The organism is Micromonospora sp. NPDC023737 (genome assembly GCF_040639715.1).
In the GTDB taxonomy this organism is placed as follows: domain Bacteria; phylum Actinomycetota; class Actinomycetes; order Mycobacteriales; family Micromonosporaceae; genus Micromonospora.
Map to the genome: position 1 here is coordinate 432,719 of NZ_JBFAAL010000002.1, position 21,345 is coordinate 454,063.

22 protein-coding genes and 1 pseudogene are annotated in these 21,345 nt (G+C 73.1%); 12 read left to right on the forward strand and 11 right to left on the reverse strand.

Going from position 1 to position 21,345, the window contains the following annotated elements; all coding sequences use genetic code 11:
• Nucleotides 1-4 precede the first annotated feature (4 nt).
• Together AB0F98_RS07395 and AB0F98_RS07400 are read left to right on the forward strand one after the other, a co-directional pair.
• Entirely contained in the window at nucleotides 5-1,036 is a 1,032-nt protein-coding gene (locus AB0F98_RS07395; protein ID WP_357730903.1) for an SIS domain-containing protein, read from the forward strand.
• A 25-nt stretch (nucleotides 1,037-1,061) separates the two neighbouring features.
• A complete protein-coding gene (locus AB0F98_RS07400; RefSeq protein ID WP_357730116.1) occupies nucleotides 1,062-2,657 on the forward strand; it encodes a histidine kinase N-terminal domain-containing protein in 1,596 nt (531 codons plus the stop codon).
• A gap of 109 nt (nucleotides 2,658-2,766) precedes the next feature.
• On the opposite strand, the gene AB0F98_RS07405 is transcribed toward AB0F98_RS07400, so the two are convergent.
• On the reverse strand, nucleotides 2,767-4,215 hold the full coding sequence (locus AB0F98_RS07405) for a glycosyltransferase family 39 protein (RefSeq protein WP_357730906.1): 1,449 nt from the start codon (nucleotides 4,213-4,215) through the stop codon (nucleotides 2,767-2,769).
• A 374-nt stretch (nucleotides 4,216-4,589) separates the two neighbouring features.
• Between AB0F98_RS07405 and AB0F98_RS07410 the strand changes: the two genes are divergently transcribed.
• From AB0F98_RS07410 to AB0F98_RS07425, 4 genes are read left to right on the forward strand one after another with little or no spacing between them, the layout of a single operon-like run.
• On the forward strand, nucleotides 4,590-6,302 hold the full coding sequence (locus tag AB0F98_RS07410; protein WP_357730119.1) for a nitrite/sulfite reductase: 1,713 nt from the start codon (nucleotides 4,590-4,592) through the stop codon (nucleotides 6,300-6,302).
• A complete protein-coding gene (locus AB0F98_RS07415; protein ID WP_355141034.1) occupies nucleotides 6,299-6,460 on the forward strand; it encodes a hypothetical protein in 162 nt (53 codons plus the stop codon). The genes AB0F98_RS07410 and AB0F98_RS07415 overlap by 4 nt, the downstream gene beginning before the upstream one ends.
• On the forward strand, nucleotides 6,457-7,245 hold the full coding sequence (locus AB0F98_RS07420) for a phosphoadenylyl-sulfate reductase (protein ID WP_357730122.1): 789 nt from the start codon (nucleotides 6,457-6,459) through the stop codon (nucleotides 7,243-7,245). Before AB0F98_RS07415 ends, AB0F98_RS07420 begins: the two co-directional genes overlap by 4 nt.
• On the forward strand, nucleotides 7,227-8,066 hold the full coding sequence (locus AB0F98_RS07425) for a CbiX/SirB N-terminal domain-containing protein (protein WP_357730125.1): 840 nt from the start codon (nucleotides 7,227-7,229) through the stop codon (nucleotides 8,064-8,066). Before AB0F98_RS07420 ends, AB0F98_RS07425 begins: the two co-directional genes overlap by 19 nt.
• Before the next feature lie 134 nt (nucleotides 8,067-8,200).
• Here AB0F98_RS07425 and AB0F98_RS07430 read toward each other — a convergent pair whose 3' ends face one another.
• Nucleotides 8,201-8,458: a WhiB family transcriptional regulator gene (locus AB0F98_RS07430; RefSeq protein WP_076472094.1), complete on the reverse strand. Its 258-nt coding sequence runs from the start codon at nucleotides 8,456-8,458 to the stop codon at nucleotides 8,201-8,203.
• A gap of 443 nt (nucleotides 8,459-8,901) precedes the next feature.
• Nucleotides 8,902-9,852 (reverse strand): diacylglycerol kinase family protein, encoded by a 951-nt coding sequence (locus tag AB0F98_RS07435; protein WP_357730129.1) that lies wholly within the window; start codon nucleotides 9,850-9,852, stop codon nucleotides 8,902-8,904.
• Nucleotides 9,853-9,895: 43 nt separating this feature from the next.
• On the opposite strand from AB0F98_RS07435, the gene AB0F98_RS07440 reads away from it, so the two are divergent.
• Nucleotides 9,896-10,288 (forward strand): hypothetical protein, encoded by a 393-nt coding sequence (locus AB0F98_RS07440; protein WP_357730132.1) that lies wholly within the window; start codon nucleotides 9,896-9,898, stop codon nucleotides 10,286-10,288.
• 16 nt (nucleotides 10,289-10,304) lie between these two features.
• Here the strand turns inward: AB0F98_RS07440 and AB0F98_RS07445 are convergent, their stop codons facing one another.
• From AB0F98_RS07445 to sodN, 3 genes are all read right to left on the reverse strand, one after another.
• Nucleotides 10,305-10,712, reverse strand: coding sequence for an ATP-binding protein (locus tag AB0F98_RS07445; RefSeq protein ID WP_357730135.1), 408 nt, complete (start codon nucleotides 10,710-10,712; stop codon nucleotides 10,305-10,307).
• A 32-nt stretch (nucleotides 10,713-10,744) separates the two neighbouring features.
• Complete coding sequence (locus AB0F98_RS07450; RefSeq protein ID WP_357730909.1) at nucleotides 10,745-11,200, reverse strand: GNAT family N-acetyltransferase; 456 nt, start codon at nucleotides 11,198-11,200, stop codon at nucleotides 10,745-10,747.
• 65 nt (nucleotides 11,201-11,265) lie between these two features.
• Complete coding sequence (sodN, locus tag AB0F98_RS07455; RefSeq protein WP_357730138.1) at nucleotides 11,266-11,670, reverse strand: superoxide dismutase, Ni; 405 nt, start codon at nucleotides 11,668-11,670, stop codon at nucleotides 11,266-11,268.
• 82 nt (nucleotides 11,671-11,752) lie between these two features.
• On the opposite strand from sodN, the gene AB0F98_RS07460 reads away from it, so the two are divergent.
• The 3 genes from AB0F98_RS07460 (at nucleotide 11,753) to AB0F98_RS07470 (ending at nucleotide 14,485) form a co-directional block, all read left to right on the forward strand.
• Nucleotides 11,753-12,103 carry a S24/S26 family peptidase gene (locus tag AB0F98_RS07460; protein WP_357730141.1) on the forward strand — a complete coding sequence of 117 codons (351 nt, stop codon included), beginning with the start codon at nucleotides 11,753-11,755 and terminating at the stop codon, nucleotides 12,101-12,103.
• 143 nt (nucleotides 12,104-12,246) lie between these two features.
• Nucleotides 12,247-13,425: an NADP-dependent malic enzyme gene (locus AB0F98_RS07465; RefSeq protein WP_357730144.1), complete on the forward strand. Its 1,179-nt coding sequence runs from the start codon at nucleotides 12,247-12,249 to the stop codon at nucleotides 13,423-13,425.
• A gap of 97 nt (nucleotides 13,426-13,522) precedes the next feature.
• Nucleotides 13,523-14,485, forward strand: a complete 963-nt coding sequence (locus tag AB0F98_RS07470) for a zinc-binding dehydrogenase (RefSeq protein ID WP_357730147.1) — start codon at nucleotides 13,523-13,525, stop codon at nucleotides 14,483-14,485.
• Between the two features lie 25 nt (nucleotides 14,486-14,510).
• Here AB0F98_RS07470 and AB0F98_RS07475 read toward each other — a convergent pair whose 3' ends face one another.
• The 3 genes from AB0F98_RS07475 to AB0F98_RS07485 all read right to left on the reverse strand — a co-directional run bounded on the left by AB0F98_RS07475 (nucleotide 14,511) and on the right by AB0F98_RS07485 (nucleotide 17,240).
• Nucleotides 14,511-15,479, reverse strand: a complete 969-nt coding sequence (locus tag AB0F98_RS07475) for a chlorophyllase (protein ID WP_357730150.1) — start codon at nucleotides 15,477-15,479, stop codon at nucleotides 14,511-14,513.
• 326 nt (nucleotides 15,480-15,805) lie between these two features.
• A complete protein-coding gene (locus AB0F98_RS07480; protein WP_357730153.1) occupies nucleotides 15,806-16,327 on the reverse strand; it encodes an aminoglycoside adenylyltransferase in 522 nt (173 codons plus the stop codon).
• 37 nt (nucleotides 16,328-16,364) lie between these two features.
• Complete coding sequence (locus tag AB0F98_RS07485; RefSeq protein ID WP_357730157.1) at nucleotides 16,365-17,240, reverse strand: alpha/beta hydrolase; 876 nt, start codon at nucleotides 17,238-17,240, stop codon at nucleotides 16,365-16,367.
• A 153-nt stretch (nucleotides 17,241-17,393) separates the two neighbouring features.
• On the opposite strand from AB0F98_RS07485, the gene AB0F98_RS07490 reads away from it, so the two are divergent.
• On the forward strand, nucleotides 17,394-17,567 hold the full coding sequence (locus tag AB0F98_RS07490) for a hypothetical protein (protein WP_357730160.1): 174 nt from the start codon (nucleotides 17,394-17,396) through the stop codon (nucleotides 17,565-17,567).
• Between the two features lie 4 nt (nucleotides 17,568-17,571).
• Here the strand turns inward: AB0F98_RS07490 and AB0F98_RS07495 are convergent, their stop codons facing one another.
• Nucleotides 17,572-18,687, reverse strand: a complete 1,116-nt coding sequence (locus AB0F98_RS07495; protein WP_357730163.1) for an acetate kinase — start codon at nucleotides 18,685-18,687, stop codon at nucleotides 17,572-17,574.
• Nucleotides 18,684-20,759: a phosphate acetyltransferase gene (gene pta / locus AB0F98_RS07500; protein WP_357730166.1), complete on the reverse strand. Its 2,076-nt coding sequence runs from the start codon at nucleotides 20,757-20,759 to the stop codon at nucleotides 18,684-18,686. Before pta ends, AB0F98_RS07495 begins: the two co-directional genes overlap by 4 nt.
• Nucleotides 20,760-20,992: 233 nt before the next feature.
• Between pta and AB0F98_RS07505 the strand changes: the two are divergent.
• A pseudogene (locus AB0F98_RS07505) lies at nucleotides 20,993-21,345 on the forward strand (hypothetical protein); the annotation flags it as partial.

The following is a 21,345-nucleotide window of genomic DNA, read 5'->3' on the forward strand; positions in this document are numbered from 1 at the left end:
TGGCATGGCGGCCGACATCGACGAGCAGCCGGCCGGCTACGAGCGGTTGCTCTCCACCGAGCACGCCCGGGCGATCGCCCGGGTCGCAGCCGCGATCGCCGAGCGTCGGCCACGGCACGTCGTCTTCACCGCACGGGGCACCTCGGACCACGCGGCGCTCTACGGGGCGTACCTCGCCGAGATCCGGCTCGGCCTGCCGGCCGGGCTCGCCTCACCCAGCGTCGTCACGCTCTACGGCGGCCGACCGGACCTCTCCGACGCGCTGGTGGTCGGGGTGAGCCAGAGCGGCGGCTCGCCGGACCTCACCGAGGTGCTGCGGGAGGCCCGAGCCGCCGGCGCGCTCACCGTCGCGGTCACCAACGCGCCCGACTCGGCGCTCGCCGACGCCGCGGAGCTCAGCGTGGACATCGCCGCGGGTCACGAGCGCGCGGTGGCGGCCACCAAGACGTACACCTCCGAGCTGCTCGCCCTCCTCCTGCTCGTGGAGGGGATCCGGGCCGGCGACGGGGTGCTGCCGGCCGAGGAGCGGGCCGCCATCGCGGCGCTGCCGGAGCTGGCCGCCCGTACCCTCGCCGACCCCACCCCGGCGCAGTTGGCACCGCGCTACCGGTTCGCCGCCCAGCTCGTCACCACCGGCCGCGGGTACGCCTATCCGACCGCGCGGGAGGCCGCGCTCAAGCTGATGGAGACGTCGTACCTGCCGGCGCTCGCCTTCTCCGGCGCCGACCTGCTGCACGGCCCGCTCGCGATGACCGACCCGGACGTGCCGGTGCTCGCCGTGGTCGGTTCCGGGCCCGGCGGGCGCTCGATGGGCGAGGTGCTGCCCCGGCTCGGTGAGCGCCGCGCGGACGTGGTCGTCGTCGGCTCGGCCGACGTCGAAGGTGCCACGCGGATCGCCGTTCCCGAGGTCGATGAGCGGTACGCCCCGCTGCTGGACATCCTGCCGCTGCAGCGGCTCGCCCTGGCGCTGGCCCTGACCCGGGGCGAGGATCCGGACGCCCCGCGCGGACTCAAGAAGGTCACCGCGACGATGTGAGGAGGCGCGTGGCACGCTGGTGAGCGTGTCCACGCTGCGCGACCTCGCCGAGGAGCACACCCAGCTCCGCCCGGCGGACATCGACCACCTGCACCGGATCGCCGGAGACTGGCAGCTGCTCTCCGACATGTCCTTCGCCGACCTGCTGCTCTGGGCGCCGGTGGACGCCGACGGCACGTTCCTCTGCGTCGCCCAGGTACGCCCGACCACCGCGCCCACCGCCTACCAGGACGACCAGGTGGGCCGGATCGTCGGCGGGCCGGAGGTTGCGCACCTGGAGGTCGCCTACCGGCAGGGCCGGATCTGGCGGGAGGGCGACCCCGTCTGGTATGGCGACGTGCCTGCCCGGCACGAGGCGATCCCGGTCCGGCTGCGTACCGCCGACGGCGAGGCGGGTGAGGTCGTGGCCGTGGTCGGCCGGGACACCAACCTCTCCACCGCGCGTACGCCCAGCCAACTGGAGCTCAACTACCTGACCACCGCCGACGACCTGGCCCAGATGATCGCCGACGGCACCTTCCCGCCGCCCCGGCACCCGGGCGAGACGACCTCCGCGCCCCGCGTCGGCGACGGCCTCGTCCGGTTGGACGCGAACGGCAAGGTCACCTATGCGAGCCCGAACGCCCAGTCCGCGTACCGGCGGCTGGGTTACGCCTCGCACCTGGTGGGCGAGGACCTGGCGGCGCTGCACCGCCGGCTCGCCAACGACCCGCTGGAGGGGACCGACGCGGCCAACGCGGTGCTGGCCGCGCTGCGGGGCGACGCGCCACCGCGCCGGGAGATCGACGCCCGCGGCGCCACCGTGCTGACCCGGGCGCTGCCGTTGATGCCCGCCGGCGTGCCGATCGGCGCGCTGGTGCTCGTCCGCGACATCACCGAGGTACGTCGCCGGGACCGCGCCCTGATCACGAAGGACGCCACCATCCGGGAGATCCACCACCGGGTGAAGAACAACCTGCAGACCGTCGCCGCGCTGCTGCGCCTCCAGGCCCGCCGGGTCGCCATGCCGGAAGCTCGGGTCGCCCTGGAGGACTCGGTACGCCGGGTCGCCTCGATCGCGTTGGTGCACGAGACGCTCTCCATGTCCAGCGACGAGGCGGTCGAGTTCGACACGATCGTCGATCGGGTGGCCAGCGCGGCGACCGAGGTGGCGGCGACCGAGGTGCCGGTCGGCATGCGTCGCACGGGAAGCTTCGGTGTGCTGCCCGCCGAGATCGCCACGTCCCTGGTGATGGTCCTCAACGAGCTGCTCCTCAACGCCGTCGAGCACGGCTTCGCCTCGGCCGACGCGGGCGACGACGCGGGCGGGGCCGGATTCACCGCGCCGGCGTTGGTGAGCGCCGCGACCGAGGACGGCGATCCGCCGGCGAAGCCGGAGGTGGTGGTGTCGGCGCACCGGTTCCGGAAGCAGTTGCACGTCACGGTGACCGACAACGGGCGCGGGCTGCCCGCCGGGTTCGACGCCGACAGCGGGGGCAACCTCGGGCTGCAGATCGTCCGGGCCCTGGTCACCGGCGAGCTGCGGGGCAGCATCGAGCTGCGCGACGCCTCCGGTGGGGGCACCGAGGCCGTGCTGGTCGTACCGCTGGCGCGCGGCGGCGCGGACGGCCGCTCGGCCTGACCGTCGCGCTTCCGGCCACCGCGCCGACGCGCCACGTGCGGCCTGTGCGCCGCGCGCCACCTGCGCCACCTGCGTCCCGCTGCGCTGCCTGCGCTCGCGCGCTGCCGGGTCAACGGGTGAGCAGGGCGAGCGTGAGACCCGGACGCTGCCAGACCTGCGTGACGGTGAAGCCGTCCCGCAGGGCGGCGCCCTTCGCGCCGGACACCGCGGCCAGCGGATCGGTGTGCCGACCGGAGAGCACCAGCCAGACCCGGGATACTCCGGCCAGGCAGTCGGCGGGCCGGCCGCACTCGGCGGCCCAGAGGTCGCCGCGCCGGGCCGCGCTCTCGATGAGCAGCGCGTCCCGGGGACGCCGGTCACCGAGCTGGTACTCGATCCCGAAGTCGAGGAAGAGCCAGCTGTGCCGGGGCGAGTAGACGATCGCGTCGCCGGGACGCTGACCGGCCCCGATCACCTCGGCCACCGCCCGATAGTCGATCGGCGCGCTGCGCGGCCACTCGTGCGTGTACCGCAGCGCGGTCTGGTCCGGCAGGCCGAGCAGCCCGGCCAGCACCACCACGGCGAGCCCGCCGGGCAGCGCCACCGCGGCCAGCGCCGCGCCGGCCAGCAGGCACGCGAACGGTACGACGAAGAACAGGTAACGGGGCACCCAGAGCGGGACGGCCAACCCGGCGACGAAGAGCAGCGACACCGGCAGCAGCACCGCGGCGCCGGGCAGCAGGGCACGCCGGCCGAGCCGGGCGGCACCGAGCACGGCGAGCCCCACCAGCAGCCCGCCCACCACGCTGCTCTGCGCGACCCCAACCGGCAACGTGGTGAGATCGGTCGGCCGGACGATGTCCACCCACTGCAACTGGCGTCCACGCTGGCTGCGGGCGACCAGTGCGAGCGGGGCCACCAGCAGCACCGCCGGCAGCACGGCCGGCAGCCAGAACCAGCGCCGCCGGTCCCGGGTGCCCCCGCCGTCGTCGGTGAGCCCGACCCGGGGTGCCACGAGCACGGCGACCGCGTGCGCGGCGAGCAGGGTGAGCGCGATCAGGTGGGTCAGCCCGAGCGCGGCGAGGGCCACGGCGTACCCGGCCCAACGTCCCCAGCCCGGCCGGCGCAGGGCGTCGACCAGGAGCAGCGAGGCGAGTACGGCGAGCAGGGTGGCCAGCGCGTAGGGGCGGGCCTCCTGGGCGTACCGCGACGTGCTGGGCAGGAGCGCGAAGAGCAGCCCGGCGAGCAAACCGGCCCGGGCTCCGGCGAGGCGCCGGCCGAGCAGCGCGGTCAGCGCCGCCGCCCCGGTCATCGCCAGCACCGACGGAAGCCGTAGCGCGACGATCGAGTCGCCGGCCAGCGCGACCCAGCCGTGCATGAGCAGGTAGTACGGCCCGGTCGCCGCATCGATGTTGCCCGCCAGCCGCACCAGGTCCGGTACCGAGCGGGTGGCGGCGCTCCATGTCGCCAGCTCGTCGCGCCACAACTGTGCGCCGGTGAGCCCGGAGAGCGTCACCCCGAGGGTCAGCAGCGCCGGTGCCAGCCAGATCGCGGTTCCGGGCAGGCCACGCCGGGCCACGGGCGTCGCCGCGTCGCTCGCGGCCGGGGTCGCCCGATGCCGCTTATCGGACTCTTCGCCCACGGGTCGAGCCTATCGACGGGGTCGGCCCGTCATGTGGGATCAGGCACGCGCTCGTTGGCCGGGCCCGGTCGGGTATGGCAGCATGACGGGCATGACTGCCGCCGTCGTGCGTCGATTCGTGGCCCGCCGCCACGTCGACTACGGCCGCGTGCGCAGCGCGATCTGTCCGGCCCACTGACGACGCCCGACTCATTCATCTCGGGCGCGTTCCGCGCCGGCTCTCCTGACATCGCTGTCCTCAACCCGTCCTGACGGGTCGCCGTCGCGTACGCGCTCCCACCGAGGTCCAGCAGACGACGGAGGAGGCCGCGATGGCGGTCAGCAGCATCTCCACCCGGCCCGAGGATCCGCCGACCCGCCCCGCCCGAGCCCCGCGCCGCCCGCGCGGGGAGGGGCAGTGGGCGCTCGGTCACCGCGAGCCGCTCAACGCCAACGAACGGACCAAGAAGGACGACGATCCGCTGAACGTCCGCGCGCGGATCGAGAACATCTACGCGCACCGCGGCTTCGCCTCCATCGACCCCGCCGACCTGCGCGGGCGGTTGCGCTGGTGGGGCCTCTACACCCAGCGCAAGCCCGGCATCGACGGCGGGCGTACGGCCGTCCTGGAACCGCACGAGCTGGAGGACGAGCACTTCATGCTCCGGGTGCGGATCGACGGCGGCCAGCTCTCCCTGGCCCAGCTGCGGACGATCGCCACCATCTCGCAGGAGTTCGCCCGGGACACCGCCGACATCACCGACCGGCAGAACGTGCAGTTCCACTGGATCCGGATCGAGGACGTGCCGGAGATCTGGCGGCGGCTGGAGTCGGTCGGCCTGCAGACCACCGAGGCGTGCGGCGACTGCCCCCGGATCGTGTTGGGCAGCCCGGTCGCCGGGGTGGCCGAGGCCGAGGTGATCGACCCGACCCCGGCGATCGACGAGATCGTCCGCCGGTACGTGGGCAACCCCGAGTTCTCCAACCTGCCGCGCAAGTTCAAGACCTCGATCTCCTGGCTCGTGGACACCCCGTACGAGGCCAACGACGTCGCGTTCCTCGGCGTGGAGCACCCCGAGCACGGCCCCGGCTTCGACCTCTGGGTCGGTGGCGGCCTCTCCACCAACCCGATGCTGGCGCAGCGGCTGGGCGTCTGGGTGCCGCTGGCCGAGGTGCCCGACGTCTGGGCCGGCGTGGTCGGGATCTTCCGCGACTACGGCTACCGCCGGCTGCGCAACCGGGCCCGGCTGAAGTTCCTCGTCGCCGACTGGGGCGTGGCGCGCTTCCGGGAGGTGCTGGAGAAGGAGTACCTGGGCCGGACGCTGCTCGACGGCCCCGCCCCGGAACTGCCCGAGAAGCCGATCGACCACATCGGCGTACACACCCAGCGCGACGGGCTCAGCTACGTGGGCGCCGCGCCGATCGTCGGTCGGGTCTCCGGCGGGCAGCTCGCCCGCCTCGCCGACGTGGTCGAGTCACACGGCAGCGACCGGGTGCGGCTCACCCCGTACCAGAAGCTGCTGGTGCTGGATGTGGCGCCGGATCGGGCGGAGTCCCTGGTCGCCGCCCTGCGCCAGATCGGGCTGGAGGCCCGGCCCTCGGCCTGGCGGCGCGGCACGATGGCCTGTACCGGCATCGAGTACTGCAAGCTCGCCATCGTCGAGACCAAGGCCCGCGGCGAGGAACTGGTGACCCGACTCGAGGAGCGGCTGCGCGACTTCGACGCGGACATCTCCATCCACCTCAACGGCTGCCCGAACGCCTGCGCGCGCACCCAGGTGGCCGACATCGGGCTCAAGGGCCAGCTCGTGGTCGGCCCGGACGGCCGGCAGGTGGAGGGTTTCCAGGTGCACCTCGGCGGCGGCCTCGGCATGGCGGCGGGGCAGACCGCCGGCTTCGGCCGCAAGCTACGCGGCCTGAAGACCACCGCGGAGGAGCTTCCGGCGTACGTGGAACGGCTGGCGCGCCGCTATCTGGCCGGTCGGCGCGAGGGCGAGGCGTTCGCCCAGTGGGTGATCAGAGTCGACGAGGAGGAACTGCGATGAGCAGCGCGAACCGAGCGGCACCTCTGTACTGCCCGTACTGCGGAGAGGAGGACCTGCGGCCGAACGAGGCGAGCCACGGCGCCTGGGAGTGCCACGCCTGCGCGCGGGTCTTCACGGTCAGGTTCACCGGCCTGCTCGGCCGGGCGGTGACCCGGTGAGCGCCGAGGTCGCGCCGGCGGCGACGTCTCTCGTGTCGGCGGTGGACCTCGCCCTGGTGAGTGCCGGCGCGTCCGCGCCGGTGGACCCTGCCCGGCGTGACCCGGAGGAGTTGCGGGCGCTCGCCGAGACGGCCGGTCGGGAGCTGGAGGACGCTCCGGCGCTGGAGATCGCCCGCTGGGCCGCGGAGACCTTCGGCGACCGGTTCTGCGTCACCAGCTCGATGGCCGACGCGGTCCTGGCCCACCTGGTGTCCCGGGCGGCGCCGGGGGTGGACGTGGTCTTCCTCGACACCGGTTTGCACTTCCCGGAGACGCTGCGCGTACGCGACGAGGTGGCCCGGACGCTGCCGGTGAACGTTCGGTCCGTGCGGCCTCGGCTGACCGTGGGGCAGCAGGACGGCCAGTACGGTCCGCGGCTGTTCAACCGGTCCCCGGACGACTGCTGCCGGCTCCGCAAGGTCGAACCGTTGGAGCGGGCGCTCAGCGGGTACGACGCGTGGGCCGCGGGGCTGCGCCGGGACGAGTCGCCGACGCGGGCGAACACGCCGGTGGTCGCGTTCGACGCCCGTCGCGGCAAGGTGAAGGTGAACCCGATCGCCACCTGGACCCAGACGGATGTGGACAACTACATCGCCCGCTGGAACGTGCCGGTCAACGAACTGTTCAAGCAGGGGTACGGCTCGATCGGCTGCTGGCCGTGCACCCGCCGGACGAGGGCGGGGGAGGACCCCCGCGCCGGCCGGTGGGCGATGTTCGAGAAGACCGAATGCGGGCTGCACACCTGACCCGGCCGGTCCGGGCGGTGGTGGCGCGAGCCGACCCCGTGGTCCTGGTCGCGCACGGCAGCCGTGACCCGCGAGCCGGCGCGGCGACCCGGGCACTGGTCCGGGCGGTACGCGCCGCCCGGCCCGGCGTTCCGGTCTCTGCGAGCTGGCTGGACCACACGGAGCCGGGGCCGACCGAGGCGTTGCGGGCGCTGGCCGGCGCCGGCCGGCACCGGGCGGTGCTGGTACCGCTGCTGCTCACCGCCGCGTACCACCGTCGGGTCGACATTCCGGCGGCGGTGGCCGCGGCCCGGGCCGCCGAGCCGGAACTCGCGGTACGGGTGACCGACGTGCTGGGGCCGACCGGGGCGGAGGTGGACGGGGCACTCCTGGCCGCCCTGCTGCGCCGGCTGGCCGAGGCGGATCCGGGGCGGCTCGACGCGCTGGTGCTGGCGGCGGCAGGCACCCGTGACGCGCGGGCCCGTGGCTCGGTGGGTCGCGTGGCGGCCGCGCTCGGCCGTGAACTGGGGGTGCCGGTCCGAGTGTCGTACGCCTCGGCGGCCCCGCCCTCGGTCGGTGCGGCGGTGGCGCGGCTGCGTGCGAAGGGGGCCCGCCGGGTCGCGGTGTCGGCGTACTTCCTGGCACCGGGGCTCTTCCATGACGCGGTCACGGCGGCCGCGCGCGACGCGGGAGCGGCGGCGGTCTCGGCCCCGCTCACCGACGCGCCGGAGCTGGCGGGTCTGGTGTTGCGTCGGGTCGACGCCGCGTGCGCCGCTTCGACCCGGCGCCTGATCGGCGGACTGGATGTGCCCGCCGCGGGGCCGCGAGTTGACGCTGCGTGATGGCGAGCGCCGTCACTCTCCGACAGGGTCGGCGTGACCGGACGATGCCGGTGCGTGACGACGCCCGGGCGCTCGGGCCTGGACGGCAGAACGCCCCGCGGGGTGACCCGCGGGGCGTTCTGCTGTGTCGTTGGTCAGGCGGAGTGGGCGCGCAGCACCCGGAGGCCACCGCGACGCTTGAGGGCGCGCCGCTCCTCCTCGCTCATCCCGCCCCAGACGCCGGCGTCCTGACCGGACTCGAGCGCCCACTGCAGGCACTGGTCGGTCACGGAGCAGCGCCGGCAGACGGCCTTGGCCTGCTCGACCTGCAGGAGAGCCGGGCCAGACGTCCCGATCGGGAAGAACAGCTCCGGGTCCTCGTCGCGGCAGACAGCATGGTGACGCCAGTCCATGGCGGCAACACTCCTCATTCTGGATGGGTGGCAGATAACGCTTTTGGTGCTTTTCCTATATGCGTCCGCACTGCCGGTCGTAACGGTTCGCGTTCGACTATTCGGCACTGCGTGAGCAGGCTGCTGGCCCCGCGGACCTGCTGGAACGGCTCAACATGGTGAGCATGTCCAGGCGATGTCCCGGTAACTCAAGTTCGCTTGTGAATACTTTCACGAACTCACGCAATGTCAAGGGTGACGCTCGGAAAAACTCCGTGCGGTGAGCAAGCCCACAACCCATTTGTCCGGATTCTTAAGCGCTCTGGTTACCCGGAGTGCCACAGTCGAGGATCAATATAGTACGGATCTTGTGTCAACGCTGACATTTCCGGCACCCTTCCTTCGGCGTGGCGGCGGCTCGTCCTGGTGTGAGCGCCGCGTCAACCTGCGGTGGTACCCGAGACCTAGCAGATTACTCTCAGTGCGGCAGGAACGGATGTGAATCTGACTTTCTCCCGTTCGCCCAGGTAGTCCCCGTCGAGTTGGAAGGCCTGCGGGCGGCTGGAGACCAGCGTGAACTCCGCCACGTCGTGCAGGCGCAGCACCTGCCGCCCGGTCGGATCCGGCCGCGAAGAGAAGAACTGGGTGACCGTCCGTGTCGTGCTGGGCACTCGAAGTTGGCGCAGCGCGAGCACGTCGAGGTCGAGGTCGAAGGACGCCTTCGGATTGGGGTTGACCTCCCGGTCGCCCAGGTACGTCCACGGCGCCGTGTTCTGGATGATCGCGGTCGACAGGCCGCCCTCCACCAGTTCGCCCGGCCGCTCCAGTCGGATGGCCGGACGCCGCCGGTCCGAGGCGAAGAAGTACTGGCTCAGAATCGCGCGCAGGTAGAGGCCGGGGCTGGAGACCCGTCCCCGGCGACGCGCCTGCTCCACCCGGTGGATGACCGCCGCGTCCAGCCCGAAACCGGCGCAGAAGGTGAAGTAGCGGTCGTCCGCCCGGCCCAGACCGATGGTCCGGTAGCGGCCGAGACGCAGCCCTTCGAGGATCATGCTGGTGCCCTCCGGCCACTCCCGGGGCAGGCCCAGTGCTCGCGCGAAGACGTTCGTCGACCCGCCCGGCACGGTGGCCAGCGCGGGCAGCCGCTCGGCCGACGACACCGCGCCGGGCACGGTCGGCGGCTGCGCCGTCATGAGGCCGTTGACCACCTCGTTCACCGTGCCGTCGCCACCCAGCGTGACGACGACGTCGACGCCCTCCTCGGCCGCCTCCCGAGCCAACGTGGTCGCGTGTCCCCGCCGACGGGTGTAGCGCACGGTGAGGTCGACCTCGCTGCGCAGAGCCCGGACCAGGACGTCCCGGCTGCGTTCGCTGGTGGTGGTGGCCTTCGGATTGACCACCAGGACGGCCCGCATGGGCGGCACTGTACCTCTCGGTAGCCCAGGTATCGTGGCGCCCGTGACCACCGACTCCGACCCGATTCCCGTCACGCTCCGCTGGGCCGTGTGGCTGCTGCGCGGCGAAGCGGTCGCCGTGGGACTGATCGCCCTCTGGCTGGTGTGGGCCGACCTGACCGCGGAAACCACCGTCGGCCTGACCTCGGCGCTGCTGGTGACGGCGTTCGCGGTCGCCGGAGCCGTCGCCCTCTGGGCGCTCGGCGCGGCGCTGCACCGTCGCCGCGCCGGCGCGCGCGCCCCGGCGATCGTGCTCCAGCTGATGCTCCTGCCGATCGGCTGGTACATGATCCAGGGCGGGATGGGCTGGCTGGGCGTACCGCTGATGGCGCTCGGGGTCGGGGTGAGCGTGCTGCTGGTCGCGCCCGCGAGCAACCGGGCCCTGGGCTTCTCCTGAGCCGGCCGGCGGCAGCTCAGTAGCCGGTGGACCGTCGCGTGAGCAGCGAGATGGTGGCCCGCCCGTCGCTGGCGGTGGCGCTGGCGGACGTGGTCAGCGCGGTGAGCACCTTCCAGGCGAAGGACGACTCGGCGGGGAGCACCGCGCCGCGGACGGTCGGGACGGTCACCTCGACGGTCAGGGCGTCCTCGGTCACCGAGAACCGGCACTCCAACTCGGCGTCGGACGTGGCGACGGCCAACAGCATCGCGCAGGCCTCGTCGACGGCGATCCGCAGATCCTCGATTTCGTCGAGGGCGAACTGCAGCCGGGCCGCGAGGCCGGCGGTGGCGGTGCGGAGCACACCCAGGTAACCGCCGTCAGCGGGCACGGTGAGGTGCACGATATCGTCGCCGGTGGCCGCCTGGCCGGTCAGTTGAGTCACCACTCATCCCCCCGGTCGGGGACTCTACCCGCTCAGACGGTCGTGCGCGTGGGGGCCGCCACCGCCTGGGCGGCCAGTCCGTGCAGAGCCTCGCCGCTGAGCCGGTACGGAACCCACTCGTCCATCTTCTCCGCGCCGATCGCCGCGTAGAGGCCGGCCGCCGGGTTCCAGTTGATCATCCACCACTCGAGCCGGCGGTAGCCCCGCTCGACGCAGATCGATGCGAGGGTGGCCAGCAGGAGCCGGCCCGCACCGCTGCCCCGGGCCGCCGGACGGACGTAGAGGTCCTCCAGGTAGATGCCGTGCACGCCGGCCCAGGTGGAGAAGTTGAGGAACCAGAGCGCGAACCCGATCGGCTCGTCCTGCGCGTCCACGGCAACGTGGCCGAAGAGCGCGGGCGCCGGGCCGAACAGCGCGGTGGTCAGCTGCTCGTCGGTGAGGTGGCACTGGTCGGGAGCGCGTTCGTACGCCGCTAGTTCGTGCACCATCGCGACGACGGCCGGTACGTCCTCGGGACGTACCGGCCGGATCGTCGGTGCCTGAGCCCCGAGGGTCACGCCTTCTTGGTCTCCCAGAAGATCTTGGCGATCTCGTCGATCTTCTGCAGCAGCTGGTCGGCGGTGGCCGGGTCGAGGCTGCCCTTGACGCCGCCGGAGCCGGCGAGCTTGGTGGCCTCGTTGAAGAGCTGGTGCAGCTGCGGGTACTTCTCGAAGTGGGTGGCCTTGAAGTAGTCCGTCCAGAGCACCCAGAGGTGGTGCTTGACCAGCTCGGCGCGCTGCTCCTTGATGATGATCGCGCGAGTGCGGTACTCCGGGTCGGTGTTCGCCTGGTACTTCTCGCAGATCATTTTCACCGACTCGGCCTCGATGCGGGCCTGCGCCGGGTCGTAGACGCCGCAGGGCAGGTCGCAGTGGGCGCTCGCCGTGACGCGGGGCGTAAGGATGCGTGGAAGTCGCATCGGGATCCTCCATGGGAAGTTTGCGATGATCCAAGACGACATTACTCCTGGACCGGCTCCCCGACCCGGTGGAGGTGAAACCATGCCGCCCAGTCACCCGGCGGAGCCGCACCGGCTCCGCTGGCCGCTTACCGCGGTCCTGGTGACCGGCCCGTCCATGGCGCCCACGCTGCGCCACGGCGACGCGCTGCTGGTGCGCCGGGGCGGCCGACCGGTACGCCCCGGCGACGTCGTGGTGGCGGTCTTCCGCAGCCGCCCGGACCTCCTGGTGGTCAAGCGCGCGGTACGGCAACAGGACGGCGGCTGGTGGCTGCGCGGGGACAACGACCTGATCACCGACGACTCTCGGGCGTACGGCGTGGCCGACGTGCGGGGTCGGGTGCTGGTCCGCTACTGGCCCCGGCCCGGCCGGGTCGGCGCGCGACCGTTATGACCCTGCGCCCGTCCGGAGAGCGCCTCCGACACTATGCTCGAAAAGTGCCCGGGTGACCCCCCGCACCGCGCGTCGCCGCTCGCCGCCCACCTCGCGCACCGAGCGGGCCGCCCCGTCTGCTCGACAGAGTTCTGGAGTCACCAATGCCTACGTCCCCCGTGGACCCCGCTGACCCCGTCTTCCAGCTGCACCGCGGCGGCAAGATGGCCATCGCCTCGACGGTGCCGCTCACCAGCCGGGAGGACCTCTCCCTCGCGTACACCCCGGGGGTCGCCCGGGTGTGCGAGGCGATCGCCGCCGACCCGGGCCTGGCCGCCGACTACACCTGGACCGCGCACACCGTCGCGGTGGTCACCGACGGCTCGGCGGTGCTCGGGCTCGGCAACATCGGTCCACGAGCGGCGCTGCCCGTGATGGAGGGCAAGGCGGTGCTGTTCAAGCAGTTCGCCGGCGTGGACGCGGTCCCCGTCTGCCTGGACACCCAGGACGTGGACGAGATCGTGGCGGCCGTGCGGGCGCTCGCGCCCTCGTTCGGCGGAATCAACCTGGAGGACATCAGCGCGCCGCGCTGCTTCGAGGTGGAACGCCGGCTCGACGAGGCGCTGGACATCCCGGTCTTCCACGACGACCAGCACGGCACCGCCATCGTGGTGCTGGCCGCGCTGCGCAACGCGGCGACGCTGCTCACCCGCAAGCTCGGCGACCTGCGGGTGGCCGTCAGCGGGGCCGGCGCGGCCGGCGTCGCCGTCACGAAGATGCTGATCGCGGGCGGGGTGAACCCCGACCAGGTGGTGGTCTGCGACTCCAAGGGGATCATCGGCCGGCACCGCACCGACCTGACCGGTACGAAGGCCGAGCTGGCCGCGACGACCAACGCCGACGCTCGTACGGGCGACATCACCGAGGCGCTGCGTGACGCGGACGTGCTGATCGGTGTCTCCGGCGGGCAGATCCCGGAGGCGGCGGTGGCCGGCATGGCGGCGGACGGCATCGTCTTCGCCCTGGCCAACCCCACCCCCGAGGTGCACCCGGCGGTGGCTGCCCGGCACGTCGCCGTGGTCGCCACCGGACGCAGTGACTACCCCAACCAGATCAACAACGTGCTCGCCTTCCCCGGAGTGTTCCGGGGGGCGCTCGACGCCCGGGCGACCCGGATCACCGACGGGATGAAGGTGGCCGCCGCCGACGCCATCGCCGGAGTGGTCGCCGAGACGCTCACCGCCGACGCGATCGTGCCGTCACCGCTGGACCCGCGGGTCGCGCCCGCGGTAGCGGAAGCGGTCGCCGAGGCGGCCCGCCGGGACGGCGTCGCCCGCGCCTGAACGCACCGCCCGGCCCGCCCACGCGGTGCGGAGGAGTCCCTTTCTGTCGTGTTCGGCACAGGTAGGGGCCTTCTTAACGGCCGCTCAGCTTGTTACGGTGCCGACCATGCGTGCCGCCTTCGCCTCCCGTTTCGATGACACCGACCCGCTCGCCGCGCTCGCCGTCGGGGAGCGGCCGGAGCCGACCCACCCGGCCGACGACTGGGTGACCGTGGAAGTGCGGGCCACCTCGCTCAACCACCACGACCTCTGGTCGCTGCGTGGTGTCGGCCTCACTGAGGCGCAGCTGCCGATGGTGCTCGGCTGCGACGCGGCGGGCGTGGACCCCGAGGGTAGGGAGGTGGTCGTCTACCCGGTCGTGCCGACCCCGGGCGACCCGCGCGGATCCTCCATCCTCTCCGAGTACTTCCCGGGCACCCTCGCCGAGCGGGTGGCCGTACCGCGGGCGAACCTGGTGCCCCTGCCCGACGGGCTGTCCCTGGCCGACGCCGCCTGCCTGCCCACCGCCTGGCTCACCGCGTGGCGGATGCTGACCACGAAGGGCCGGTTGGACGAGGCCGACTCGGTGCTGGTGCAGGGCGCCGGCGGCGGGGTGTCGACCGCGGCCGTCGTGCTCGCCGTGGCGATGGGCAAGCGGGTGTACGCGACCAGTCGGGACGCCGGCAAACGCGAGCGGATCGCGGCGCTGGGCGCGACCGGGGTCGAACCGGGGGCCCGGCTGCCGGAGCGGGTGAACGTGGTGATCGAGACGGTCGGCGCGGCCACCTTCGACCACTCGCTGAAGTCCGCGGCCCCGGGTGCCCGGATCGTGGTCTCCGGGGCCACCGCGGGGCACGAGCCGAAGGTCAACCTGCGCCGGGTCTTCGCCATGCAGCTGGAGATCCTCGGCACCTCGATGGGCACCCCGGGGGAGCTCTACGACCTGCTGACCTTCTGCGCCGAACGGCAGGTCCGCCCGGTGGTGGACAGCGTGGTGCCGTTCAGCAAGGTCGAGGACGCCTTCGCCCGCCTGCAGTCCGGTGACGCCTTCGGCAAGATCGTCATCACCCACACCGCCTGACCCCCCTCGGGGGGTCGCGCGGGAGTTAGAGGTGGTTGTCCAGGGTGGCCAGGTTGCCGCGGGTGGCGTCGGTGGGGATGCGTTTCTTGGCGGCTGAATCGCCGTACAGGGACCAGCGGAGGAACTCGACAGTGGTGTCCGCGACGACCCGCATCGCCGCCCCGTCGGAGAGCAGCGCCCTTCCGTGGTCGCCCCTGGTGAGGCTGAGCATGGCCTTCGGCCAGGGCACGGCGTCGTAGACGGCCTTGCCCGCCGCGTACTCGACCACCTCATCCAGCTCGCCGTGCACGAAGAGCTGTGGGGCGGCCGTTCCGGCGAACGCCGTGCCCACGCCGAGCGACGTGCCGGCGAAGACCACGCCTGCGTCCAACCGCTCGTCCCGCCCGGCGGTGAAGAGGCCGATCGTGGTCACCCCGCCCGCCGAGTGCCCGGCTGCCGCCACCCGATCGGTGGCGAGCCGGCCGCGCAGCTGGTCACCGGCCCTGCGGTCGAGCGCGAGCACCTCCGTCAGCGCGTACGACACGTCGGCGGGCTGGTTGAGCACGTCGAGAACGTTTCCGTCGGCGTCCCGGGAGGTGTGCGGGAAGGTCGGCGCGGCCACCACGAAGCCCGCCGCCGCCCAGCGGGTCAACAGGGCCTCGTAGTCGTCCGGCCGGCCACCCAGGCCGTGGCTGAACATCACGACCGGGAACCTTCCGTCGGCCGCCGCGGCCGCGTGTTCCGGCTCGGCCCCGGGCGGCCCGGCCGCCGGGTACCAGAGGGTCACCGGGAGGCGGCGGTCGCCGTCGCGGTTCAGCTCCAGTTGTCGTACGCCGACCCCGAAGTCCCGCGTGGGTGCCGTGGATTCGGGTACCCGGGGCGCCGGCGTGGCGCTCGCCGAACGGTCCACCGGGGTGGTCGGCCGCTCGGGAATCGGCGCCTTGCCGGAACAACCCGCCGTTCCGGCCGCGAACAGGGCGGCGGCGAGCAGGGCGGCGCGCCGACGACGGGACATGAGTCCGATTGTGCCCGACCGCTGGTGTGTGGGCTGGCCAACAACCGACCGCCGTCCGCCGTCCGCCGTCGCGGTCGCCGTCGGTTCGGTCCGGCTCGACACGGCCATCGGCCTTGTACGGTCCGGCGGACAGACCCGCCCCGACGAGGACAACGCCGGCACTGCCCGCGGGGACGGCCGACGTCGCCGAGCTTGATGACTGTGAGGTATAAAAATGCCTCACAGTCATCAAGCTCAGTTGAAACCTTGCCGGCCGCGCCATCCGACCGCGCCGCCCTCGCGGTACGGAAGAACTGATCCGCGACGGCTCGTCGCCGGGCGGTGCGCTAAGCGATGAAGGACGCGCGCAGCCGAGCGAGATCGTCGGCGTCCTTCGGCCGGCGGGGGCGCTCCGGCATCCAGACCGGGAACATCTCCTTGAACTCGATCTGTGCGGCCACCGAGATGACCGGTGCGGTGTGCGAGCCGATCCTTCCGGCCGGGCCGTCCAACATTCCCGTCGGCAGTTGCGTGCCCGCCCATGGGCCCGCGCCCACCGTGACCTGGCCGCTGGCGTCGCGCGCCAGGTAGGCGAAGCTCACCTCGACGTCCCCTCGGAACAGGTCCAGCTGTAACTCGGCCGGCATCCGGGGGTCGGGCCGCCAGCCACGACCCGTCAGCGACGCGGCCAGGCGGTCCACGTCCGCGCGCCAGCAGTACCAGTCGACGTCGACGTGCGGCCGGGTCACCCGCCCGAGGTGGAAGTCCATCGCCCAGCCGCCGCGCAGCCACACCTCGATACCGGCCGCACCGGCCGTCGCGACCACCTCGTCCACGCTCTGCAACTGCCGCTCCGCGAGCCCGTCCACTCGCCGACCGTACCCGCCCGTCCGCCCCTGTGCGGGCCTAGCGGGACTCGTAGCGGGTCAGCGGCGATCGTGCGTCGGTGCCGAGGCGGTCCCGGGCCTGCCGGTCACCGTAGAGGGTCCACCGCAGGAAGTCCGCCATGGTGGCGAAGACCTGCTCGAAGCCGGGCTTCCCAGGGATCAGGTATTCGCCGTGGCCCTGCCCGAGCACGCTGACGAAAGCGGCCGGGCCGGGAGCTCGGTCGTACGCCGCGCGGCCCACCTTCAGCGGCACGATCGGATCGGCGGTGCCGTGCACGAAGAGCAGCGGGGCGGGCTGCCCCGCGAGGCCGCCCGCCATCCCGCCGCCCGCGAGGATCACACCTGCGCGCAGCCGGGACGCATGGCCCGAGGTGAACATTCCAGCGGTGGTGTAGCCGCCCGCCGAATGGCCCGCCGCCGCGAACCGGGCGACGTCGAGGTGCCCGGCCAGCGGGTCGCCCTGACGCGCGTCCGACCGGACCAGGTGCCGGATGAGCCGCCAGCAGTCGGCTGGCTGGTTCCGTACGTCCGCCCTGTCGAACCGGGCCGCGCCGCGTCGCGTGTGCGGGAAGGCGGGGGCGGCCACCACGAAGCCCGTGGCGGCCAAGCGGCTCGTCAGCCCGGTGTGGAACTCGGGCAGGCTGTCCAGCCCGTGGCTGTAGATCACCACCGGGAACCGCCCGATGGCCACCGCCCCGCCCTTCGCCGGGTACCAGACGGTCACCGGCAGGGGACGCGCCGAGCCCGCGTCGAGGGTGAACGTACGCACGCCGACGGCGTACGTGCCCTCGGGGGCCCGGCCCGCCGGAGCCGCCGCCTCGGTCACGGCGCCGGCCGGCGCGCAGCCGGCGAGCAGCATCGTCAGCACCGCTCCCAGCAGACGCCTCGTCCCCACGGTTCCACGGTAGGGGGCCGGGCCCGGCCATCGTCCCAGTCGTCCGGCTTCCGCCGGACGACCCTCGGCCGGATGACGTCCACCGCGCGGTCCGCCCCAGCCGCCGGCCATGGCGGACCGGCCGGCCTGGACCGGCTTAGCTAGGGTCACCGCATGCCTGAGAACTACACAGATCCGAGCGGCAACACCGAAGCCTTCCGCGCCTTCGCCCACACGCCCGAGCCGGCGGTGCCGGCGGCGACCCCCAGCCGGCTGCCGATGATCGTCGGCGCGGCCGTGGTCGCCGTGGTGCTGGTCGCGGTGGCCGTCTGGCTCGCGGTCGCCTGAGCGCTCAGGCCGCCTCGGCCACCTGACGGGCAGCGCGAGCGATCTCGCGCTCCTCGTCGGTGGCGACCACGCAGACCGTGACCTCGGCCCCGTCCGGTGAGATGACCCGGTCACCCGACCCGGCGTTCCGTGCCGGGTCGACGGCGATGCCGAGCCGGTCCAGGCCGGCCAGGGCCGACTCGCGCACCGGTGCGGCGTGCTCACCGACACCGGCGGTGAAGGTGATCGCGTCGACCCGGCCGAGCAGCGCGTAGTACGCCCCCACGTAGCTGGTGATACGGCGGCAGTAGACGTCGAAGGCGAGGGCCGCGGCCTCGTCGCCGGCCGCCCGGCGCGCCAGCACCTCCCGCATGTCGTTGGCGCCGGCCAGCCCCAGCAGGCCGCTGCGGTGGTTGAGCAGGTCGTCGATCTCGTCCACCGAGAGCCCGCCCTCGCGTCGCAGGTGGAAGACGACCGCCGGGTCGAGGTCGCCGCTGCGGGTGCCCATGACCAGGCCCTCCAGCGGTGACATGCCCATCGAGGTCGCCACGCTACGGCCGCCGGCGACCGCGCAGGCGCTCGCCCCGTTACCCAGGTGCAGGGTGATCGTGTTCAGTTCGTCGTACGGGCGGTCGAGCAGTTCGGCGGTGCGCCGGGACACGTACGCGTGCGAGGTGCCGTGGAAGCCGTACCGTCGTATGCCGTACCGCTTCGCGGTGTCGCGTTCGATGGCGTACGTCGCGGCGGCCTCCGGCATCGTGCGATGGAACGCCGTGTCGAAGACCGCGACCTGCGGCACGCCCGGTAGCGCCTCGCGGGCCACCTCGATGCCGGCCAGGTTCGGCGGGTTGTGCAGCGGTGCCAGCGGCACCAGGTCACGGATCGCGGCGAGCACCGCCTCGTCGATCCGTACGGGTTCGCCGAAGCGTGTGCCGCCGTGCACCACCCGGTGCCCCACAGCGGTCAGCTCGGTCAGGTCCAGACCGGCGAGGATCTGCCGGACGGCGGTCTCGTGGTCCGCAGGTCCACCGCCCGGCTCGCCGATCCGCTCGACCGTGCCGTTGTCCCGCACCTCGTCACCGTCGTACAGCCGGTACTTCACCGACGACGACCCGCAGTTGAGCACCAGCACCCGGCTCATTCGGCCTCCTCGGCCGACGCGGCGGCCTGGATCGCGGTGATCGCCACCGTGTTGACGATGTCGGGCACGGTGGCTCCCCGGGAAAGGTCGTTTACGGGGCGGCGCAGACCCTGCATGACCGGCCCGACGGCCACCGCACCGGCGGAGCGCTGCACCGCCTTGTACGTGTTGTTGCCGGTGTTCAGGTCGGGGAAGATGAACACCGTCGCCCGGCCGGCGACCGGACTGCCCGGCAGCTTCGTGGCGGCCACCGCGGGATCGATGGCCGCGTCGTACTGGATGGGGCCCTCCACCAGCAGCTCCGGGCGGCGCGCCCGGACCAGTTCGGTGGCTGCGGCGACCTTCTCCACGTCCTCGCCAGCGCCCGAGCTGCCGGTCGAGTAGGACAGCATGGCCACCCGGGGCTCGATGCCGAACCGGGCCGCGGTGTCCGCCGACGAGATCGCGATGTCGGCGAGCTGAGCGGCGTCCGGGTCGCGGTTCACCGCGCAGTCGCCGTAGACCAGCACCCGGTCGGCGAGCAGCATGAAGAACACGCTTGAGGCGACCGAGACGGCGGGCACGGTCCGGATGATCTCGAAGGCGGGGCGGATGGTGGCGGCGGTGGTGTGGGTCGCCCCGGAAACCATGCCGTCGGCGAAGCCGGCCCGCACCATGAGCGTGCCGAAGTAGTTGGGCTGGGCCACGATGTCGTGCGCCAGCTCCGCGGTCACACCCCGGTGGGCACGCAGCCGCGCGTACTCGGTGGCGAACTCGTCCCGCCATTCGCTCGCGGTCGGGTCCACGATGTGCGCGTCGCCGACGTCGACGCCCAGTTCCCGGGCACGCCGGGCGATCTCGTCCGGGCGGCCCAGCAGGGTCAGCTCGGCGACGCCCCGGCGCAGCAGGATCTCCGCCGCGCGCAGGATGCGTTCCTCGCTGCCCTCCGGCAGCACCAGGTGACGGCGCCGGGTGCGGGCCCGGTCGATCAGCTCGTTCTCGAACATCAGCGGGGTGACCCGCTCGGACCGGCTGACCCGTAGCCGGCTGGCCAGGTCGGCGGTGTCCACGTTCGCTTCGAACGCGCCGAGCGCCGCCTCCACCTTTCGCGGGTTGTCCGTGCTCGGCCGCCCCTCGATCCGGCTCGACGCGGCGACCGTGTCGTAGCTGTCGGTCCGCACGGAGAGCACCGCGAGGCCGGTGTTCAGCTGCTCCACCAACCGCATCGCCCGTGGGTCCGGCCGCTCGCCGAGGGTGAGCACCAGGCCGGCCAGGGAGACCTGCCCGGCCACGTGCGCGGCGCTCGCCGCGACGAGCAGGTCGGCCCGATCACCCGGGGTGATCATCAGGGCTCCGGGAGTCAGGTGGTCGAGGAGGATCGGCACCTGCGCCGCCCCCACCACGAAGTCGAGCACGTCCCGGCTGAGCGCGGCCTCGTCACCGGCGAGCACGGTGCCGTCGAGCGCCGCCGCCACCTCGGCCACCGTCGGCGCCGAGACGCTCGGCACCTCCGGGATGGCGTACGCGGGCACGGGCAACTCGGGCAGCGCCATCGGTTCGGGCACCCGGTTGGCGATCACGGCGAGCACGGTGGCGCCCAGGTCCGCGAGGTCGTGGTACGCGCCACGGGCGGCCGCCGCGATGGCGGCGGGTTCCTGGCCGAAACCGTCCACCACGGGCACCACGACGCTGCCGAACTCGGTGGCCAGCCGGGCGTTGAACGCCAACTCTCGTGGGCGGGCGGGGTCCCCCGTGTCGTCGAAGTCGCTACCCACCACGACCATCGCCGAGCAGTGCCGCTCGACGGCCCGGTACCGCTCCACGATGAGGGAGATCAGCTCCTCGCGGCGGCCGTCGGAGACCAGGGCGGTGGCCTCGGCGTACGTCGCCCCGGCCAGGTCCGCCAGCGGCCGGTCGACGCGGTAGCGCTCGCTGAGCAGAGCGAGGATCGGGTCCGGGCCGGTGCCGGCGATCAGTGGTCGGAACACGCCGATCCGGCCGACCTGGCGAGAGAGCAGCTCGGCCAGCCCGAGCGCGATGGTCGACTTCCCGCCGCCGGACCCCACGCTGGTCAAATACACGCTCTGCGCCACGACCTCACGCTACAAGATCGCGGTGTCGCCCGTCGGTTCGTGTCCCGGGTCGGCTCCGGCGGGCGCATGCGCATCCGCGCTGGTCGGAGGGGGAACCATGCGGACCGACGGTGAACGCCGGGGGGCGGCGGCGGGCCGATCCGGTGCGGGCCGCGAAGCCGCGGCGGCGGGATCGACGAACGGGGGCGGTACGCCGGCAGAGACGTGAAGGCCCCTCGCTAGACTCGCGACCTGTGACCGACCGCCCCGCCCTCGTCCAGGCCGTGACCCGGAATCCGATCGAGGCCGCGGCCGAGAGTTCGAAGGTGGTGCAGGGCACGCCGGAGAGTTCGACCGGGGAGGCGGCCGGAGATTCCGCCCCCGGACAGCCCCCGCCCGCCGTACCTGCCCTGGCCCGGACGCCGGCCGAACCGTCCGTCTCCGACGACGCGACAGTCATCATCAAGCCCGTGGTGTCGTCGTCGGTGCGGACTCCGGTGGTCGTGCCGTCGGTCTCCGACGACGCGACAGTCATCATCAAGCCCGTGGTGTCGTCGTCGGTGCGGACTCCGGTGGTCGTGCCGTCGGTCTCCGACGACGCGACAGT

Coding starts and splice junctions, on each gene's coding strand:
- AB0F98_RS07430 (WP_076472094.1), bottom strand. CDS start 8,458: ATGGACTGGCGTCACCATGCTGTCTGCCGCGACGAGGACCCGGAGCTG.
- sodN (WP_357730138.1), bottom strand. CDS start 11,670: ATGCGACTTCCACGCATCCTTACGCCCCGCGTCACGGCGAGCGCCCAC.
- AB0F98_RS07410 (WP_357730119.1), top strand. CDS start 4,590: ATGGCGGTCAGCAGCATCTCCACCCGGCCCGAGGATCCGCCGACCCGC.
- AB0F98_RS07395 (WP_357730903.1), top strand. CDS start 5: ATGGCGGCCGACATCGACGAGCAGCCGGCCGGCTACGAGCGGTTGCTC.
- AB0F98_RS07435 (WP_357730129.1), bottom strand. CDS start 9,852: ATGCGGGCCGTCCTGGTGGTCAATCCGAAGGCCACCACCACCAGCGAA.
- AB0F98_RS07460 (WP_357730141.1), top strand. CDS start 11,753: ATGCCGCCCAGTCACCCGGCGGAGCCGCACCGGCTCCGCTGGCCGCTT.
- AB0F98_RS07450 (WP_357730909.1), bottom strand. CDS start 11,200: ATGGTGCACGAACTAGCGGCGTACGAACGCGCTCCCGACCAGTGCCAC.
- AB0F98_RS07475 (WP_357730150.1), bottom strand. CDS start 15,479: ATGTCCCGTCGTCGGCGCGCCGCCCTGCTCGCCGCCGCCCTGTTCGCG.
- AB0F98_RS07425 (WP_357730125.1), top strand. CDS start 7,227: ATGCGGGCTGCACACCTGACCCGGCCGGTCCGGGCGGTGGTGGCGCGA.
- AB0F98_RS07415 (WP_355141034.1), top strand. CDS start 6,299: ATGAGCAGCGCGAACCGAGCGGCACCTCTGTACTGCCCGTACTGCGGA.
- AB0F98_RS07465 (WP_357730144.1), top strand. CDS start 12,247: ATGCCTACGTCCCCCGTGGACCCCGCTGACCCCGTCTTCCAGCTGCAC.
- AB0F98_RS07490 (WP_357730160.1), top strand. CDS start 17,394: ATGCCTGAGAACTACACAGATCCGAGCGGCAACACCGAAGCCTTCCGC.
- AB0F98_RS07495 (WP_357730163.1), bottom strand. CDS start 18,687: ATGAGCCGGGTGCTGGTGCTCAACTGCGGGTCGTCGTCGGTGAAGTAC.